The 17,547-nt window shown below is 69.6% G+C and carries 18 protein-coding genes; 10 read left to right on the forward strand and 8 right to left on the reverse strand.

From position 1 onward, the window contains the following. Positions 1–3: 3 nt before the first annotated feature. Genes FB475_RS18590 through FB475_RS18600 form a run of 3 tightly spaced genes read right to left on the reverse strand, consistent with a single transcriptional unit; the run spans position 4 to position 3,113 of the window. Positions 4–1,128, reverse strand: a complete 1,125-nt coding sequence (locus FB475_RS18590; RefSeq protein ID WP_141857488.1) for a histidine kinase — start codon at positions 1,126–1,128, stop codon at positions 4–6. Between the two features lie 17 nt (positions 1,129–1,145). Continuing rightward, complete coding sequence (locus FB475_RS18595; RefSeq protein ID WP_141857489.1) at positions 1,146–1,883, reverse strand: metallophosphoesterase family protein; 738 nt, start codon at positions 1,881–1,883, stop codon at positions 1,146–1,148. A gap of 57 nt (positions 1,884–1,940) precedes the next feature. After that, positions 1,941–3,113, reverse strand: coding sequence for a hypothetical protein (locus FB475_RS18600; RefSeq protein ID WP_141857490.1), 1,173 nt, complete (start codon positions 3,111–3,113; stop codon positions 1,941–1,943). Positions 3,114–3,286: 173 nt separating this feature from the next. On the opposite strand from FB475_RS18600, the gene FB475_RS18605 reads away from it, so the two are divergent. Genes FB475_RS18605 through FB475_RS18625 form a run of 5 tightly spaced genes read left to right on the forward strand, consistent with a single transcriptional unit; the run spans position 3,287 to position 8,918 of the window. Beyond that, positions 3,287–4,699: a serine/threonine-protein kinase gene (locus FB475_RS18605; RefSeq protein WP_141857491.1), complete on the forward strand. Its 1,413-nt coding sequence runs from the start codon at positions 3,287–3,289 to the stop codon at positions 4,697–4,699. A 47-nt stretch (positions 4,700–4,746) separates the two neighbouring features. Beyond that, entirely contained in the window at positions 4,747–6,084 is a 1,338-nt protein-coding gene (locus FB475_RS18610) for a dipeptidase (RefSeq protein ID WP_141857492.1), read from the forward strand. A 40-nt stretch (positions 6,085–6,124) separates the two neighbouring features. Then, positions 6,125–7,249: an NAD(P) transhydrogenase subunit alpha gene (locus FB475_RS18615; protein ID WP_141857493.1), complete on the forward strand. Its 1,125-nt coding sequence runs from the start codon at positions 6,125–6,127 to the stop codon at positions 7,247–7,249. Beyond that, entirely contained in the window at positions 7,246–7,551 is a 306-nt protein-coding gene (locus FB475_RS18620) for an NAD(P) transhydrogenase subunit alpha part 2 (RefSeq protein ID WP_141857494.1), read from the forward strand. Before FB475_RS18615 ends, FB475_RS18620 begins: the two co-directional genes overlap by 4 nt. Then, the gene (locus FB475_RS18625) at positions 7,548–8,918 is read left to right on the forward strand and encodes an NAD(P)(+) transhydrogenase (Re/Si-specific) subunit beta (RefSeq protein ID WP_141857495.1); all 1,371 of its coding nucleotides are present in this window, start codon (positions 7,548–7,550) and stop codon (positions 8,916–8,918) included. Before FB475_RS18620 ends, FB475_RS18625 begins: the two co-directional genes overlap by 4 nt. A gap of 3 nt (positions 8,919–8,921) precedes the next feature. On the opposite strand, the gene FB475_RS18630 is transcribed toward FB475_RS18625, so the two are convergent. Next, the gene (locus tag FB475_RS18630; RefSeq protein ID WP_238332215.1) at positions 8,922–9,905 is read right to left on the reverse strand and encodes a helix-turn-helix transcriptional regulator; all 984 of its coding nucleotides are present in this window, start codon (positions 9,903–9,905) and stop codon (positions 8,922–8,924) included. Between the two features lie 102 nt (positions 9,906–10,007). Between FB475_RS18630 and FB475_RS38140 the strand changes: the two genes are divergently transcribed. Genes FB475_RS38140 through purM form a run of 3 tightly spaced genes read left to right on the forward strand, consistent with a single transcriptional unit; the run spans position 10,008 to position 12,841 of the window. Further along, complete coding sequence (locus FB475_RS38140) at positions 10,008–10,136, forward strand: hypothetical protein (RefSeq protein WP_272952072.1); 129 nt, start codon at positions 10,008–10,010, stop codon at positions 10,134–10,136. A 39-nt stretch (positions 10,137–10,175) separates the two neighbouring features. After that, positions 10,176–11,738: an amidophosphoribosyltransferase gene (purF, locus tag FB475_RS18635; protein WP_141857496.1), complete on the forward strand. Its 1,563-nt coding sequence runs from the start codon at positions 10,176–10,178 to the stop codon at positions 11,736–11,738. 29 nt (positions 11,739–11,767) lie between these two features. After that, a complete protein-coding gene (gene purM / locus FB475_RS18640) occupies positions 11,768–12,841 on the forward strand; it encodes a phosphoribosylformylglycinamidine cyclo-ligase (RefSeq protein ID WP_141857497.1) in 1,074 nt (357 codons plus the stop codon). A 254-nt stretch (positions 12,842–13,095) separates the two neighbouring features. On the opposite strand, the gene FB475_RS18645 is transcribed toward purM, so the two are convergent. The 3 genes from FB475_RS18645 to FB475_RS18655 all read right to left on the reverse strand — a co-directional run bounded on the left by FB475_RS18645 (position 13,096) and on the right by FB475_RS18655 (position 15,215). Further along, positions 13,096–13,284, reverse strand: a complete 189-nt coding sequence (locus FB475_RS18645; RefSeq protein ID WP_141857498.1) for a DUF3073 domain-containing protein — start codon at positions 13,282–13,284, stop codon at positions 13,096–13,098. Positions 13,285–13,489: 205 nt separating this feature from the next. Further along, positions 13,490–14,296 carry an ABC transporter permease gene (locus tag FB475_RS18650; protein ID WP_141857499.1) on the reverse strand — a complete coding sequence of 269 codons (807 nt, stop codon included), beginning with the start codon at positions 14,294–14,296 and terminating at the stop codon, positions 13,490–13,492. 25 nt (positions 14,297–14,321) lie between these two features. Beyond that, a complete protein-coding gene (locus FB475_RS18655) occupies positions 14,322–15,215 on the reverse strand; it encodes an ABC transporter ATP-binding protein (protein ID WP_141857500.1) in 894 nt (297 codons plus the stop codon). A 142-nt stretch (positions 15,216–15,357) separates the two neighbouring features. Here FB475_RS18655 and FB475_RS18660 point away from each other — a divergent pair, with 142 nt between their 5' ends. Both FB475_RS18660 and FB475_RS18665 read left to right on the forward strand, forming a co-directional pair. After that, a complete protein-coding gene (locus tag FB475_RS18660; RefSeq protein WP_141857501.1) occupies positions 15,358–16,548 on the forward strand; it encodes a sensor histidine kinase in 1,191 nt (396 codons plus the stop codon). After that, a complete protein-coding gene (locus FB475_RS18665) occupies positions 16,545–17,201 on the forward strand; it encodes a response regulator (RefSeq protein WP_141857502.1) in 657 nt (218 codons plus the stop codon). Before FB475_RS18660 ends, FB475_RS18665 begins: the two co-directional genes overlap by 4 nt. Here the strand turns inward: FB475_RS18665 and FB475_RS18670 are convergent. Then, a complete protein-coding gene (locus FB475_RS18670) occupies positions 17,198–17,443 on the reverse strand; it encodes a hypothetical protein (RefSeq protein WP_141857503.1) in 246 nt (81 codons plus the stop codon). The two genes, FB475_RS18665 and FB475_RS18670, sit on opposite strands and share 4 nt — an antisense overlap. Between the last annotated feature and the right edge of the window lie 104 nt (positions 17,444–17,547).

Consider the following 17,547-nt stretch of genomic DNA (forward strand, 5'->3'; position numbering starts at 1 on the left):
ACTCTAAGGGGACGCGTGCACCCCTGAGGAGTATTTGGGGATCCGGAACGTCACCTTGGTCCCGGCGTCCACGGCGGTCTCGACGACCAGGCCGTACGCGTCGCCGTACACCTGGCGGAGCCGGGCGTCGACGTTGCCGAGGCCGACCGAGTCGCTGCCGGAGCCGCCGGACAGGGCCGCGCGGATCACCTCCGGGTCACTGCCCGCGCCGTCGTCCTCGACGCTGATCTCGGCCTCGTTGATCCGGTCCCGGGCGCGGATGCTGATCGACCCGGCCCCGGACTCGAGGCCGTGCCGGACCGCGTTCTCCACCAGCGGCTGCACCACCAGGAACGGGATGACCACCGGGAGAACCTCTGGAGCGATCTGCAACGACACTTTGAGCCTGTCACCGAAGCGGGCCTGCTCCAGCACCAAGTAGCGCTCCACGTTGCGCAGCTCGTCCGCCAGCGTCGTGAACTCGCCGCCTCGTCGTAACGCATATCTGGAGAAGTCAGCGAACTCCAGCAGCAGTTCACGTGCCCGCTCCGGGTCTGTGCGGACGAACGACGCTATGGCAGCCAGGGCGTTGTAGATGAAGTGCGGGCTGATCTGCGCGCGGAGGGCGCGCAGCTCGGCCTCCATTGCCCGGGTGCGCTCCTTGTTCAGCTCGGCGAGCTCCACCTGACCGGAGACCCAGCGGGCGACCTCTTCGGTGGCTCTGACGAGCGCAGCCGACGTGTTGTTGCTGTACGCGACCAGCACAGCAACGACGCGCTCTTCCGTGACGATCGGTGCGACCACCGCAGTACGGATAGGACACTGCGGGTCGCCACAGGCCACGTCGTGTGCGCCCAGTACGGCCGTACGGCCCGAGCGGAGCGTCGGCGCGGCGAGGTCCTTGGCGTCCCGGCGGTGGTTGCTCTCGTACGGTCCACCGATGCCGTCCCAGGCGAGTACCCCCGACGAGTCGCAGATCGCGATGGCCGCCGTACCCAGCAGGTCCCGCAGGTGCCGGCTCGCCTTGCCTGCCGCGGCGGGGGTCAGCCCTTCGCGCAGGTGCGGGCTGGCCAACGAGGCGGTATGCAGGGTCGCATACGTCGCCTTGTCGGCCGGAGTCCCGAAATGCTTCCGCCGGCGCGCGAACACCCCCTGACGGTAACTGCTCAGCCCTCCGCGCGGGGCCTGAACGCCTCCAGCGCCTCCGTGTCGGAGTACGTGTGCAGCAGGTACTCCGCCACCCACTCCTCCCGTCCGGGGAACGTCGACTCGCTGACGACCCGGTCAGCGGCCTTGTCAGCGTCCAGCGGGGTGTACCGCAGCTGTACGCCGTTCTGCGACAAGAGCGCCCAGGTCGGACCGGGAGCGCCGTACGGCATCCCGACGCTGCCTGCGTTCACCACCTGCCGCCGGTCGACCTGCCGTGCGTACGGCATGTGCGTGTGACCGCAGACGACTGTCCTGATCTCGTCCGGCAGTCCGGTGAAGACCTGAGCCCACCGGGAGATCGGGCTGTCGACCAGCACCATCTCGATGTCGTCGCGCGGGGTGGCGTGGCAGAACAAGGCGTCCCCGATCGTCACCGTCAACGGCAACCCGGCCAGCAACTCCACCTGATCCGCCCGCAACTGCTCCGCAGCCCACGGACTCACCGCGTCCGGCGGTTCACCGACGAACGTCCCGCGAACCATCTCCACCAGCTCCCGGTCCGCGTTCCCGCGTACCCAGACCACCCGCTCACCCAGGCTGCTCAACAGATCCAGCGTCTGCACCGGCTGCGGCCCACTGGCGATGTCCCCAGCCAGCACCACCACGTCCGCAGCCTGCACGTCCGCTTCGCCCAGCACCGCCTCCAACGCAGGCAGCGCACCATGAATGTCAGCCAGCACAGCAACCGTCGTCATATCCGCAGTCTGCCGTGAAAACCCTTGGTGCGAAGGGACATCTGCCCAGGGCAGACGTCAGGCGCCGATCAGCAGGTTGCCCTTGGCCAGTGGGGTCGCCAGCTCGCAGGCACCCGTGGAGATGGTGCAGCGGACGATCGCGGCCGGCGTACCTTCACCGTCGTCGGCGAGCAGCAACAGGTGTTCGTCGTCCTCAGGGACCGCCTTCCGGAAGATGCCGGACCACTCGTGCAACAACTTGCCGTTGTTCTTCGCGTCCAGTGCCGCCGCGATGCCGTCGCCGTACCCGTCCTGGTATCTGGAGCCCGCAATGGCGGTCGCCCCGTCGAGCGTGAAGCCCGTGATCATGTAGTCGCAGGTGCGCCACAGGCGTTTGCCTTTGGGGACTGTCAGCAGGGTGCTGCAGCTGGCCTGGTCGGCGAGAGATGTCAGTGACGCGGCCGTGCCGGCGCTGGAGACCGCGAGTGGGTTCGGTACGGCGTTGAGCATCAGCGGCGCCGACTTGCCAGGAGTCCATTCGTACAGGGCGCTGGGGCCGGCCTGTGTCGTCGACGCGCTGAAGTAGACCTTGCCGTCGACGTACGCGTGCAGGGTGGTGTTCCAGATGCCGGGGACGGTGACTTTCTGAATGCCTTGGGCTTGGGCCTGTTCCGCGTAGACGGTGGCGCCCGCGACTTCCGCGCCGGTGTCCTTCAGCTTGTTACCGCCGTACGCCGCGGCACTGTCGTCCTCGGTCGTGACGATCTGGGTGATGTCCGGCGTGCGCGCGGTGATCTTGCCGGTGCTGTCCAGCGTCAGCATCTCGTTGCCGGAGCCCTTGCTGACCACGGCGAGAGATGAGTTGCCGAGCCGGGCGACCTCCTGGATGTCGCTCGTGCCCGGGACCGTGACGTCCTCGCCGGCGCCACCACGGATCGTGCGCCCGCTCAGGTAAGCGATCTGCGGTGCCCGGCCGGTGGTCAGCAACGCGAGGTTGATCCGGGTCTTCACGGGCCCGGCTGAGGGTCTGGGTGACGGCGTGACTGACGGTGTCGCCTTCGGCGTGCTGCTGGTGGTCGTGCTGACGCCGGCGGTGGGGGTGATCGACGAGGAGGTCGGGAGCGGGGCCGCGGTGACGCCTTCGGCGTTGGCCTGCGGGTCCTGGCGGTAGGCCAGCGCCCCGCCGACCGCGACGGCGGCGACGGCGACAGCTGCGACGAGGGCGGCCAGGCGGCCGTTCTGCCTTCGCATCGGCGATCTCCTCGGAACGTTCGTGGTCGGGGCACGGTCGGTACGGGACCGTGCGGCGGACCACGGTCGGAGCGGGCGCCCGGCCACCCGCTGTCGGGGACTGTGACGCCCGGAAATGCCGCTTTGTTCACTCCAGCGAATGAGTCGCAGGACGGATCGAGCATAATTGGGCCATGGACCAGCCACCCCGGATCGGCCGGTACTCCCTGGTCCGCCGGGTGGGTGCCGGAGGTTTCGCGACCGTCTGGCTGGCCCGCGACGAGCAGCTGGACGCCGAGGTCGCGGTCAAGATCCTGTCCGAGAACTGGGTCGAGGACGAGGACGTCCGGCGCCGGTTCCTGGCCGAGGGCCGGTTCCTGCGCAAGGTCGACTCGCTGTACGTGGTCGGCGTCCACGACATCGGCGAGGCCGACGACGGCCGCCCGTTCATGGTGCTGACGTATGCCGACGGCGGCACGCTCGCGGACCGGATCAAGGCCGGCCCGCTCGAGTTCGGCGAGGCGGTCCGGATCATCACCCAGGTCGGCCGCGGCCTGAAGCACCTGCACGCGCGCGGCGTCCTGCACCGGGACGTGAAGCCGGCCAACGTGCTGTTCCGCACCGACCCGAACGGCGACCGCGCGATGCTGTCCGACCTCGGGTTGGGCAAGTCGCTCGCCGAGGTCTCCCGGATCACCATGCCCGGCGGCACTCCGGCGTACGTCGCCCCGGAACAGGTGATGGGCGAACGCCTCGACCACCGCGCCGACCTGTACTCGCTCGGCGCCGTCGCCTACGCCGCCTTCACCGGCCAGGCGCCGCACGGCGTGGCCACGCTCGGTGCGGTGATGCAGATCGAGAAGCCGCCGCCCTCGATGACCACGATCCGCGAGGACGTACCGGACGCGATCGACGTCGTCGTACGGCGTGCTCTTGAACCGGACCGCGACGAGCGCTGGCCGGACCTCGACAGCTTCCTCAACGCCTTGCGTGAGGCCCACACCACCGGCAAGGTCCCCGCGCGACTGGTACCGGCCGCGGAAATGCCCGCGCCGACCGGAACGACCGCACCTGTCGACCAGGCAACCGCACTGGCTCCGTCCAACCAGCAAACAGTCCCCACCAAACCCAAGCGTTCCCGCCGAGCAGGCGTCCTCACGGCGCTGGCCGCAATAGTCCTGGCAGCAGCAGGCGGCTACGGCGGCTACCAGTACGTCCTTACTCGCCCTGTCGAGGTGAAGAACGGCAAGCTCGCGGTTGAGGTCCCGCGGGCTTGGGGGCAGAAGGCTGTGGCCGACGGGCAGTCGCTCCTGGTCAGCAGCAACACGGCCAAGTGGCAGACCGACGCCTCGACCGAAGGCGTCTTCCTGGGAGTCGCGAACACACCGGCCGTGCCCAGAACCGTCACGCCGCCCGCAGGCTGCACGGTGCGCGACTCGAACGTGCAGAGCGACACCGCGACTTTCCAGCTGGGCTGCGGGACCGGCCCGGGCATCGTCGAGCAGTACAAGCTCGTCGGCAACAACACCGTCCTGCACGTCCAGGTCCGGGCGGCCGATGCCAAGACCCGCACCTGGGTGCTCGACTCCGCGAAGTACGGGCCCTAGGACAACTGGACGTCGAGCTTGCGAACCGACGCCGTACCGTAGGCCTCATGAGCGATCTGTCAGCGGCGATCGACCGCGTTCTGCCCAGTGTCCGTGCCGACCTCGAGGACCTCATCCGGATCCCGTCGGTCAGTTACGAACCGGCCCGCGCGGCCGACGTCCAGCGGTCCGCCGAGGCGACCGCGGCGCTGTTCCACGCCGAGGGCTTCGAGGTGAAGATCGTGCGCAGCAACGACGGCGCGCCCGCGGTGATCGCGAAGAAGCCGGCACCCGCCGGGAAGCCGACGGTCCTGCTGTACGCGCACCACGACGTCCAGCCGACCGGACCGGTGTCGCAATGGACGTCGGATCCGTTCGAGCCGACCGAGCGCGACGACCGCCTGTACGGGCGGGGCGCCGCCGACGACAAGGCCGGAATCGCCGCGCACCTCGCCGCCGTACGGGCCTTCGGCAACGATCTGCCGGTGGGCGTGACGGTGTTCGTCGAGGGCGAGGAGGAGATCGGCTCGCCGACCCTGCTGCAACTGCTCGACGAGTACGCCGACGAGCTGGCCGCGGACGCGATCGTGATCGCCGACTCCGGCAACTGGGAAGTCGGGACGCCGGCGCTGACGGTATCGCTGCGCGGGCTGGTCGAGGCGTACGTCGAGGTGCGGACGCTTGATCACGCCGTCCACTCCGGGCTGTTCGGCGGCCCCGTCCCCGACGCGCTCTCCGCGCTGTGCCGGCTGCTCGCGACCCTGCACGACGACAAGGGCGACGTCGCGGTCGACGGCCTGCACGCGTCCCGCGCCGCCGACGTGGTGTACCCGGAGGACCGGCTGCGCGCCGAGTCGTCCGTACTGGACTCCGTCCGGCTGACCGGCTCCGGTTCGCTCGTCGACCGGCTCTGGACCCGGCCCGCCGTCGCCGTGGTCGGCATCGACGCTCCGTCGGTGGCCGAGGCCAGCAACACGTTGGTACCGGTGGCCCGGGCCAAGGTCAGCCTGCGCGTCGCTCCTGGCGACGACGCGGTGAAGGCGAGTGCCGCACTTCGTGACCACTTGGAGAACAACGCGCCCTGGGGCGCGAAGGTCACCGTGACCGAGGGCCAGACCGGCCAGCCCTGCAGCGTGAACGCCCGCGGCGCCGGGTACGAAGCGGCCCGTTCCGCCTTCCAGGAAGCCTGGGGCGTCGAGCCGGTCGACATGGGGATGGGCGGCTCGATCCCGTTCATCGCGGAGTTCCAGCAGGCCTTCCCGCAGGCGACCATCCTGGTCACCGGCGTCGAGGACCCGGACACCCGCGCGCACGGCATCGACGAGGGCCTGCACCTCGCCGAGTTCCGCAAGGTCTGCCTCGCCGAGGCCCTGTTGTTGCGAAACCTGTCCGAGCAGTCGTCATGAGGCTTTCCGGCGACCCAGTGTTTGGCATAGGTTTCGGCGAGTGAAGATCGCAGTCGTACGGGAGACCAGACCGGCCGAGCGCCGGGTCGCGCTGGTGCCGGAACATGTCGCGAAACTGATCGAGCTCGGATACGAGGTCGCGGTCGAGCCGGCCGCCGGCGAACGTGCCCTGTTCTCCGACGACCAGTACCGCGCGGCCGGCGCCGAGGTTGCCTGGGGCGCCGATCACGCCGCCACCATCGTGGCCTCGGTGCAACCGCTGGAACGCGAACGCCTGCAGCGGTTGCACGCGGGTACGGCGCTGATGTCGTTCCTGCCGACCAACCCGCCGGACGTGGTCCGGACGGCCACCCGGGCGAAGCTGACCGCGTTCGCGATGGAGCTGATCCCGCGGATCTCCCGGGCCCAGTCGATGGACGCGCTGTCCTCGCAGGCACTCGTCGCCGGGTACCGGGCCGCGATCGTCGCCGCCGAACGGCTGCCGCGGTTCTTCCCGCTGAACATGACCGCGGCCGGTACCGTCCCGCCGGCCCAGGTCCTCGTCCTCGGCGCGGGCGTCGCCGGCCTGCAGGCGATCGCCACCTGCAAGCGCCTCGGCGCCGTCGTCAAGGCGTACGACGTCCGCACCGCGGCCGCGGAGGAGATCGCGTCGATGGGCGCCGTCCCGATCGAGCTCGAGCTCGGCACCCTCGACGGGCCCGGCGGCTACGCCCGCGAGATGACCCCCGAACGCGCGCAGCTCCAGCGTGAACTACTCACGCCGTACGTCGCTGCGGCCGACGCGCTGATCACCACCGCCGCCGTACCGGGCCGGACCGCGCCGATGCTGGTGTCCCGGTCGATGGTCGAGCAGATGAAGCCCGGCTCGGTCGTCGTCGACCTCGCGTCCGAACAGGGCGGCAACGTCGAGGGCTCGGTCGCCGGTACCGAACTGGCCATCGGCGACGCCCTGGTCTGGGGCGGCGCGAACGTACCGTCGCAGATGGCCGGCCCGGCGTCCCGGCTGTACGGCCAGAACATCGCGAACCTGATCCGGTTGATGACCCGGGACGCCGCTTTCAACCCCGACTTCGACGACGAGATCGTCCGCGGCTGCTGCGTCACCCACGACGGCAGCATCCTGCACGAGCCGACCCGCGCGCTTCTGGAAGGACCGCAGGCATGAGTGAATCGATTGCGCTGCTGACGATCTTCGTCCTCGCGGCCTTCGTCGGCGTCGAGGTGATCAGCAAGGTCTCCTCGACCCTGCACACCCCGCTGATGTCCGGCGCGAACGCCATCCACGGCGTCATCCTGGTCGGCGCCATCATCGTCACCGGCGCCACGGACTCGGCGGTCGTGATGATCGTCGGGCTGCTGGCCGTCGTGCTGGCGACCGTGAACATGGTCGGTGGGTTCGTGGTCACCGACCGGATGCTCGAGATGTTCAAAGGTCCGGGGGCTCGCAAGAAGGAGCTGCAGAAGTGATCCCGACCTGGGCCCAGATCGGTTATCTGGTCTCCGCGATCTGCTTCATCGTCGCGCTGAAGGCACTGTCGTCGCCGCGCAGCGCGCGGACCGGCAACCTGATCGGTGCGGCCGGGGCCGTCCTCGCGGTACTGATCACGTTCGCCGCCTACAAGCCGAACCACCTGGCGCCGATCCTGATCGCGCTGATCATCGGAACGATCGGCGGTGTGATCGGCTCGCGGCGCGTGCAGATGACACAGATGCCGCAACTCGTTGCCTTGTTCAACGGTGTCGGCGGTGGCGCGGCCGCGCTGGTCGCCCTGCTGGAGCTCGGCGAGGTGTCGGCCGACGCGACCGTGGCGGCGATCGCGACGGCGTTCACGATTCTTGTCGGTGCGATCAGCTTCAGCGGCTCGGTGGTGACGTTCGCCAAGCTGCAGGAGCTGATGACGACGCGGCCGGTGACGTTCCCCGGTCTGCCGGTGCTGTTCGTCGCATCGCTGGTCGGCGGCATCGCGCTCGGGGTGTGGCTGGTGTCGGACCCGCGGGTGTGGGTCGGCGTCCTGCTGTGCCTGGTCGGTCTCGCGATCGGTGTGATGCTGGTGCTGCCGGTCGGCGGTGCCGACGTACCGATCGTCATCTCGTTGCTGAACGCCTTCACCGGTCTGACGGTGGCGGCGGGCGGTTACGTGCTCGGCAACACGCTGCTGCTGGTGGCGGGCACGCTCGTCGGCGCGGCCGGTACGTTGCTGACCAAGCTGATGGCGGACGCGATGGGGCGGTCCGTGTTCAACATCCTCTTCGGCGCGGTCCGCGGCGGGTCGACGCTGGGCGCGGGTACGGCGTCGGACCGACCGGTGATCTCGGGCGGTCCGGAAGACGTCGCGATCCTGCTCGGGTACGCGAACAAGGTCATCATCGTGCCGGGGTACGGGCTCGCCGTCGCGCAGGCGCAGCACACGCTGCGCGACCTGGTCGAGGAGTTGCAGTCGCGTGGCGTCAAGGTCGACTACGCGATCCATCCGGTCGCGGGGCGGATGCCCGGCCACATGAACGTGCTGCTCGCCGAGGCTCAGGTCCCGTACGAACAACTCCGCGAAATGGACGACATCAACGGCGACTTCAAGACCACCGACGTCGTCCTGGTCGTCGGCGCCAACGACGTCGTCAACCCGGCCGCCCGCAACACCCCGTCGGCCCCCATCTACGGCATGCCGATCCTGAACGCCGACGAGGCCCAACGAGTCATCTTCCTCAAACGCTCCATGCGCCCCGGCTTCGCCGGCATCGAGAACGAACTCCTCTACGACCCGAAGACCACGCTGCTGTTCGGCGACGCCAGGGACTCCCTCACCAAACTGCTGTCCGCGCTGAAGACGGTCTGACCGTCAGACCCAGCCGCGCTTGGCGGCTGCGACGCCGAGTTCGAAGCGGCTGGCGGCGTCGAGGCGTTCGGAGAGGTTGGCCGTGATGCGGCGGGCGGTGCGCAGCGAGATGCCCAGCAGACGGGCGACCTGCTCGTCCTTGGCGCCGCCTGCCAGCAGGCGGAGTACTTCGGACTCGTGCGGGGTGAGCGGGGTCTCGTCGTCGCGGTCGTCGGCGTCGAACAGTTCGGTGGCGCGGGACCAGTACGCGTCGAACAGAGCGAGGGCTACCGACACGACAGCAGGTGTGCGGTGGATCACCGCGCCGGCGGTCGGGTTCTCCGGGTCCATCGGCATCACCGCGATCTCCTGGTCGAAGATCAGCAGGCGCATGGGGAGTGTGGGGGTGACCCGGACCTCGCCGCCGAGCCGGTGCATGGTCGAGACATACTCCACCGCGGGCTTCGAGGCAGTCATGCTCTGCAGATACAGAGTGCGCAGCTTGATGCCGCGCTCGAGCAGCTCGAAGTCGGGCGATCGCTCGGACTTCGGGACGCTGTCGTCGAAGTGCGCCGGGATCAGGCCCCAGAAGGTCTCCTTCGCCTTCATGGCGAGTTCCTCGATCCGCCGCGAAGCGTTCGCGCGGCCTCTGAGGACCTCCACGTCGCCGCTGCTTCGTGACGTGAGCAGCTCGTTGTACTGCTCGGCGATGACCTCGGCCGACGCCTCGGCTTCCCGGAGTTCGCCGAGCGCCTTGTTCAGCTCGGTGCGGCGCCGCTCCGCCAGTCCGGTCAGGCCGACGCGCGGGTGGACCGCGTGTTCGCCGTCGGGGTTGGTCCAGGTCGGGACCAGGAGTTCCAGCCGGCGCAGCTTGTCCATGAGCTCGAGGACTTCGCTCGTCGGCCGATCAACTAGCGCTGCTATTTGTTCGGGCGTACTGTCCGGGTGGCTGAGCAGGGCGTGATAGACCGCGAAAGTGGCTTCGTCCACCCCCAGCGGCTCCAGCACGATCCCTCTCCTCCAGAACTTTGTCGGAACCGACCATATACAGACAGCGTCGACAAAAAGGACAGGTAGGTCGGGTCCGGAATGATTTCGAAAGGTCGAGCTGTGATCAAGACGTTGCTGACTGTCATCGGATCGGTGCTGCTGCTGACCGCCGCTGCAGTAGCCCCTGCAGGCTCGCCGTCTGCCGGCGCCGAGACCGGCGGTGGGGTCTGTGGGGTCTGCTGGGAGTAGCTGGTCTTCGGCCCAGTTGCCGTCCCGTAGACTGCTCGTGTGGCTCGTGGCGATGGTCGGCTTACTCATGAACTCGACCCGCAGGATCTGGGTCCGCAGGACGCGTGTGGCGTCTTCGGGGTCTGGGCGCCGGGTGAAGAGGTTGCCAAACTGACGTACTTCGGGCTCTACGCCTTGCAGCATCGGGGGCAGGAGTCGGCGGGGATCGCGGTCAGTAACGGGAGCCAGATCCTGGTCTACAAGGACATGGGCCTGGTCAGTCAGGCCTTCGACGAGGCGACGTTGGCCTCGCTCCGGGGCCACATCGCGATCGGCCACTGCCGGTACTCGACGACCGGGTCGAGCGTCTGGGCCAACGCCCAGCCCACGTTCCGGTCCACCGCGACCGGTTCGATCGCGCTCGGGCACAACGGCAACCTGACCAACACCAGCGAGCTCGCCGCGAGTCTGAACGGCGAGGGTGAGCTGGATCTCGGTCTGGACGCCGAGGTGGACCACGCGAAGGCGAACGCCAAGCACGGCGCCTCCAGCGACACCGACATCCTGACCTCGATGCTGGCCGGCTACCCCGACCTCACCATCGAGCAGGCCGCCGCCCGGATCCTCCCGAAGGTCAAGGGCGCGTTCAGCCTGATCTTCATGGACGAGAACACTCTGTACGCCGCCCGCGACCCGCAGGGCATCCGCCCGCTGGTGCTGGGCCGGCTGGAGCGCGGCTGGGTGATCGCCAGCGAGACCGCCGCCCTCGACATCGTCGGTGCCTCCTTCATCCGTGAGGTCGAGCCGGGCGAGATCGTCGCGATCGACGCCGAGGGCCTCCGCTCGACGAAGTTCGCCGAGCCGGACCCGAAGGGCTGCCTGTTCGAGTTCGTGTACCTGGCCCGCCCCGACACCCAGATCTCCGGCCAGCGGATCTACTCGACCCGGGTCGAGATCGGCCGCAAACTCGCCCAGGAGCACCCGGCCGAGGCCGACCTGGTGATCGCGACCCCCGAGTCCGGTACGCCGGGCGCGATCGGGTACGCCGAGGAGTCCGGTATCCCGTACGGCTCCGGCCTGGTGAAGAACGCGTACGTCGGCCGGACGTTCATCCAGCCCAGCCAGACGATCCGTCAGCTCGGCATCCGGCTGAAGCTGAACCCGCTGCGCGAAGTGATCGAGGGCAAGCGCCTGGTCGTGGTCGACGACACGATCGTCCGCGGCAACACCCAGCGCGCCGTGATCCGGATGCTCCGCGAGGCCGGTGCGAGGGAGATCCACGTCCGGATCACCGCGCCGCCGGTGAAGTGGCCGTGTTTCTACGGCATCGACTTCGCCAGCCGCGCCGAACTGATCGCGAACGGGCTGAACACCGAGGAGATCTGCCGCTCGCTCGGCGCCGACTCGCTCGGGTACATCAGCCTGGACGGTCTGGTCGAGGCGACCACGGTGCCGATGGACCGGCTCTGCCGGGCGTGCTTCGACGGGGTGTACCCGGTCGCGCTGCCGGACCCCGAGCAGCTCGGCAAGCACCTGCTCGAGGACCCGGTGCGGACCGACGTCGACGGACTCGCCACGGTGGCGGGTGGGGCCGGCGCCGCCGATGCCCTGAGCCGCCCGTAGTACAGGACCGCGACAGGAAGAGAAGAACAGTGAGCGAAGGCGCGAGCTACGCCGCCGCCGGGGTCGACATCGAGGCCGGTGACCGGGCCGTCGAGCTGATGAAGGAGTGGGTGGCCAAGGCGACCCGTCCGGAGGTGGTCGGCGGGCTCGGCGGGTTCGCCGGGCTGTTCGACGCGACCGCGCTGACGTCGTACCGGCGGCCGCTGCTGGCCACCTCGACGGACGGGATCGGGACCAAGGTCGCGATCGCGCAGAAGCTGGACAAGCACGACACGATCGGGTTCGACCTGGTCGGGATGGTCGTCGACGACCTGGTCGTTTGTGGTGCCGAGCCGCTCTTCATGACCGACTACATCTGCACCGGCAAGGTGGTGCCGGAGACGATCGCGCAGATCGTGAAGGGCATCGCCGAGGCGTGTGTCGAGGCCGGTACGGCGCTCGTCGGCGGCGAGACGGCGGAGCACCCGGGACTGCTGGAGGCGGACGAGTACGACGTGGCCGGCGCGGCGACCGGTGTGGTCGAGGCGGACGAGGTGCTCGGCGCGGAGCGGGTCCGTGCGGGTGACGTCGTACTGGCGATGGCGTCGTCGGGACTGCACTCGAACGGGTACAGCCTGGTCCGGCACGTGTTCTTCGACCGGGCCAAGTGGGCGCTCGACCGCACCGTGCCCGAGCTGGGTGCGTCGCTCGGCGAGGTGCTGCTGACGCCGACCCGGGTGTACGCGAAGCACTGCCTGGAGCTGATCCAGGAGCTGAACGGCGGCGACGACCGGCCGCTGCACGCGATGTCGCACATCACCGGGGGCGGGTTCGCAGCGAACCTGGCGCGGGTCATCCCGGAGCAGCTGTCCGTCCGGATCGACCGGTCGACGTGGACGCCGGCGCCGATCTTCGGCCTGGTCGGGCTGCTCGGGGACGTCGCGCTGCCGGAGCTCGAGAAGACGCTGAACATGGGCGCCGGGATGGTCGCCGTACTGGACCCGTCGTCGGCCGACGCCGCGATCCAGGCGCTGGCGGCCCGCGACATCCCCGCCTGGGTCTGCGGCGAGGTCACCGCGGCACCAGGCGGCACCGTCACCCTCGAAGGCAGCTACGCCCACTAGCACGACGGCCAGCGCCGGCCCGGGTACGGCCACTGTTATGGGCGGGCACCTGCGGCCGTCGGGTACGGCGGCAGCGCGCCGAGTACTGCACCGCGCCCACCTGGGAACGGATCCCGATCCAGCCGTCCGACGCCTCGGGCTGCTGGGTCCGCGGACCCGTCACAGGTGGTGCACGTGTGGTTGCTACACGTCGGCGCACGGTGAACTGCTCAGCCACCCGGAAGGGCGCCTGAGCAGCTCAGCCGGGCTGTTGCTTACCGACGGGGGTGGTAGTCGTCGGCGTCGTAGTCGTCGCCGTCGTTGTCGCCGTTGGCAGAACGGTCGCCCCCCTGGTCTCCGCCGGACAGCTCTCGCTTGAGCTGGTCCAAGTCGGTGTCCCAGGTGCGGTACTTCAGGTCGCGTGCGACCTTCGTCTGCTTGGCCTTTGCACGGCCGCGCCCCATAGCGTCGACCCCCTCGCACAAGTCAACCGGGTACGCTGCGTGGCGCCCACGGATCAGTCGTCAGTAATCGTGGTTCAAGGATACCCGGAGCGGCGGACCGACACACGCACCGCCCCCTCGCCCGGCCTTCGAGAGGTCCGATCACGGCCCCGGCGGGTGGGCCGATCCCCTCGAATCCGGCCCACCCCGCCGCGTCCGCAGCCTGCTACTTGACCTCGCGACGTGAGCTTGCCCACAGTCCGACGACGGTCGGCAGGACGATCCAGACCCCCACCGCGGTGAGCGTCTCCGGCACCATTCCGTGCAGGTCACGCTCCGCGATCCGGCCGAGTGCCCCGAACACGTCGAGCCAGTTCGCGTTGTCCTTGAACAGCGCCGGCCCGGCCAGCGACCACGCGGTCGGCGCGATGAAGTACGCCAGGATCGCGACCGCGGTCTGCGGGATCACCGCACCGAACGCGGCACCCATCACGACGTTCAAAGCGACGGTCAGGTACGCCCCGAGCAGCTGCCCGCCGAGGCCGGCGTACAACATCGTGCGGTCGGTGAGGGCACCGGTGAGGGCCGTGGCAGCGAGCGCCACCGCGACGACCCCGGTCATCACGACCACGCTCAGCACGACCGCTGAGACGAACTTCGCCAACTGCACCCGGACCCGCCGCGGCGACAGCGTGAACGTGGTCAGCGCGGTCCGCTGGGTCCACTCCGACGTCATCGCCATCACGCCGATCACCGGCAGCAACAGCATCACGCCGCTGGACGCGGCGCCGAGGAACCCGTCGAACCCGGCGCCCCGGGACGGCAGGTGGGTCGCCTGCCAGGTCAGTGCGGCGATCGCGATCAGCAGGATCCCGGCGATCAGCACTCGGCCGCTGCGGGTGTCGACGGACTTGCGGAGCTCGATCGTGACGAGCTTGAGGAAGGACTGACCGCGGGCAGGCGGCAGGCTGGTCGCCACCTCGGTGCGGTGCTTGGCGTTCGTCGCCGGCGCGACATCGGTCACGGTGGTCATTTCAGGTCTCCAAGAAGGTGGGTGATCAGGCGGCGGCGGGCGTGGCGGTGAGCTGGAAGAACAGGTCCTCCAGGCCGGCACCGTCGCTCTGGCGGAGTTCGAGCAGGATCTGGCCGGCAGCGGCGGCGGCGCGCCCGACCTGCTCGGCGGTGGCGTCGACGCGCAGCGCGCCGCCGTGACTGTCGCCGGCCGGCTCGACCTGCAGGCCGGCGAGAGTCAGCGCCTCGCGCAGCCCGGCCGGGTCGAGGCCGCGGACGAGCGTGCCGGAACCGGCGAGCAGCTCGTCCAAGGAGCCGTTGGCAACGATCCGGCCGCCGCCGATCACGACCAGCCGGTCGACGGTCGCCTGCACCTCACCAAGCAGGTGGCTGGACAGGATCACGGTGCCGCCGCGAGCCGCGAAGTCCTGCAGCAGCCCGCGCATCCACCGGATACCTTCCGGGTCCATGCCGTTCGCGGGCTCGTCGAGGATCAGTACGGCGGGGTCGCCGAGCAGAGCGCTCGCGATGCCGAGCCGCTGGCGCATACCGAGCGAGTACTGACCGACGCGGCGCTTCGCGGCATGGCTGAGGCCGACCGCTTCCAGCATCTCGTCGGCGCGCGTCTTCGGCACCCCGAGGAGACTGGCGTTCAGCAGCAGGGTCTCGCGGCCGGTCCGGCCCGGGTGCTGCGCGGCGGCGTCCAGCATCACCCCGACCACGCGGCCCGGGTTCAGCAGGTCGGCGTACCGCTTGCCGGTGATGCTGGCGGTGCCCGAGGACGGCGGCGTCAGCCCGGTCAGCATCCGCAGCGTGGTCGACTTGCCGGCGCCGTTCGGTCCGAGGAAGCCGGTGATGCTGCCCGGCTGGACAGTGAAGGACACGTCCTCGACAGCCGTGGTGCTGCCGTAGCGCTTGGTCAGGTTCTCGACGGTGATCATGACGTCGAGTCAACCGTCCGGGACCCCCTCCGCACATCGGACGACCGGCTGCTCCGACCCCCTACGAAAGTTGCCGGTTCCGCGCCGGAACCTACCCGGAAGGGGGACGCGATCGCGTCGCCGGCCGAACTACAGTGACGGAATGCGACGGTTGCGCGAGTGGTACGCCTGGTGGGCCAGGTATGCCCCGCGACTGCGCGACATCCTGTACGTCGGGTTCAGCCTGCTGTCCATCGTCGCCCAGGCCGCCTCGGGCGGAGGCGGCTGGAGCCCCAAGGACTGGTACGTGCTGGGCGCCGGGATCGTTGCCTCGGGCGCCTTGTTCTGGCGCCGGCGGTTCCCGGTCACGGTCACCGTGGTCGCCGTGTTCGCGATGCTCACCGGGGGAATCTTCGTCCCGATGGGCCTTGCCCTGTTGACGTTGTCGATCCGCCGCCGCGACTACGCGCTGGCCATCCTGGGCCTCGCGGCGTACGCGGCGTACATCCTGAACGGCCTCGGCAACAACAACCAGGTCTGGGTGTCCGTCTTCACCGGGCCCTTCATCGTCGGCACGTGGATCGCGGTCGGCGCGTACGTCGGCGCGCGCCGCGACCTGATGGCGTCGCTGCGGGACCGCGCCGAGCGCGCCGAAGCAGAACGAGAGCTACGCAGCGAGCAGGCCCGGCTCGGCGAGCGTGCCCGGATCGCCCAGGAGATGCACGACGTACTCGCCCACAAGGTCTCGCTGATCGCGCTGCACGCCGGCGGCCTCGAGGTGAACCCGACGGTCGGCCCGGACAAGGTCGAGGGCTCGGCCCGGCTGATCCGCGAGACGGCCCGGCAGGCAATGGAGGACCTTCGCGAAGTTCTCGGTGTACTGCGCTCCGACGTCAGCGTGGCCGGCGCCGACCTGGCTCCGATCCCGAAGGCGTCCGACCTGGAACGCCTCATCACCGCCTCGCGGGACGCGGGCGTGACCGTCGGGTACGCCGGTGCACTGCCGGACGACGTACCGGTACTGGTCGGGCGGACCGTCTACCGGATCGTGCAGGAGTCGCTGACGAACGTCCACAAGCATGCCCGCGGTGCGGCGACCGAGGTGGAAGTACACGGTGCGCGCGGCGCCGGCGTGACGGTCCGGGTGACGAACGTACGGCCGGTGGCTGCTGGTTCACTGCTGCCAGGAGCGGGCGCCGGGCTGGTCGGGCTCCGCGAGCGGGTGCAGCTGACCGGCGGCCGGCTGTCCACCGGGCCGACGCCGGACGGCGGCTGGCGGGTCGAGGCCTGGATACCGTGGGACGACCATCGGCAGGACAGCGAGCCAGTGCTCGTGGACGAAGGAGAACGATGACACGGCTGCTGATCGTGGACGACGAGGCGCTGGTGCGGGCCGGGCTGAAGATGATCCTCGAGTCGGATCCCGACCTCGAGGTGGTCGCCGAGGCCGAGGACGGCGCCGACGCGGCGGCGATGGTCAAGGAGTACCACCCGGACGTGGTGCTGATGGACATCCGGATGCCGCGGCTGGACGGGTTGGCCGCGACCCGCGAGGTGCAGGCGCTGCCGGACCCGCCGAAGATCGTCGTCCTGACGACGTTCGACCTGGACGACTACGTGTTCCGGGCGTTGCAGGCGGGGGCGAGCGGGTTCCTGCTGAAAGACACGCCGCCGCGCGAACTGGTGCAGGCGATCAAGGTGGTCGCGGCCGGAGACGCAATGCTGTCGCCGGCGGTGACCCGGCGGCTGATCGGGCACTTCGCCGGCGACCCGCGGGCCGACCGCAAGCGCGCCGCGCAGGAGCGGATCGCCAAGCTGACCGAACGCGAGCGAGAGGTGCTGATCGAGGTCGGCCGCGGCCTGCAGAACGCCGACATCGGCCGGAAGCTGTTCATGAGCGAGGCGACCGTGAAGGCGCACGTCTCCCGGGCCCTGGTGAAACTCGACGCGACGAACCGCGTCCAGGTGGCGATCCTGGCGTACGAAGCAGGGCTGCTCGACGGCTAGGTCCGCTGTTCGCGCGAGAAGACGTACACGGCGGTGAGGGCTCCGGTGAAAACCGTGGTCCCGATCAGCACCGGGTAGTACCACCCCGGGGCGCCGTGCCAGATGAAGAACTCCTGGCCGGAGAAGAGCACGCGCCAGAAAGGTTTCCCGTTCGCCTGTGCCTTGGCGGACATCGCGTGCATCGTGCCGTACGTCTCCAACGCCACCGTGACGACCCAGAACCCCACGGTCAGGCGCTTCACGCCGGTCAGCTTAGTGAGCGGTGCCGGACAAAAGGAAACCGGTCCGGCCGTCGGAGGGGTGGGGGATCGACGGCTCGAACCGGTTTCGGGTCAGCGTGCCGGGG

Origin of the sequence: Kribbella jejuensis (genome assembly GCF_006715085.1) — a bacterium.
GTDB lineage: Bacteria > Actinomycetota > Actinomycetes > Propionibacteriales > Kribbellaceae > Kribbella > Kribbella jejuensis.

Coding starts and splice junctions, on each gene's coding strand:
- FB475_RS18595 (WP_141857489.1), bottom strand. CDS start 1,883: ATGACGACGGTTGCTGTGCTGGCTGACATTCATGGTGCGCTGCCTGCG.
- FB475_RS18600 (WP_141857490.1), bottom strand. CDS start 3,113: ATGCGAAGGCAGAACGGCCGCCTGGCCGCCCTCGTCGCAGCTGTCGCC.
- FB475_RS18605 (WP_141857491.1), top strand. CDS start 3,287: ATGGACCAGCCACCCCGGATCGGCCGGTACTCCCTGGTCCGCCGGGTG.
- FB475_RS18610 (WP_141857492.1), top strand. CDS start 4,747: ATGAGCGATCTGTCAGCGGCGATCGACCGCGTTCTGCCCAGTGTCCGT.
- FB475_RS18620 (WP_141857494.1), top strand. CDS start 7,246: ATGAGTGAATCGATTGCGCTGCTGACGATCTTCGTCCTCGCGGCCTTC.
- FB475_RS18645 (WP_141857498.1), bottom strand. CDS start 13,284: ATGGGGCGCGGCCGTGCAAAGGCCAAGCAGACGAAGGTCGCACGCGAC.
- FB475_RS18650 (WP_141857499.1), bottom strand. CDS start 14,296: ATGACCACCGTGACCGATGTCGCGCCGGCGACGAACGCCAAGCACCGC.
- FB475_RS18655 (WP_141857500.1), bottom strand. CDS start 15,215: ATGATCACCGTCGAGAACCTGACCAAGCGCTACGGCAGCACCACGGCT.
- FB475_RS18660 (WP_141857501.1), top strand. CDS start 15,358: ATGCGACGGTTGCGCGAGTGGTACGCCTGGTGGGCCAGGTATGCCCCG.
- FB475_RS18665 (WP_141857502.1), top strand. CDS start 16,545: ATGACACGGCTGCTGATCGTGGACGACGAGGCGCTGGTGCGGGCCGGG.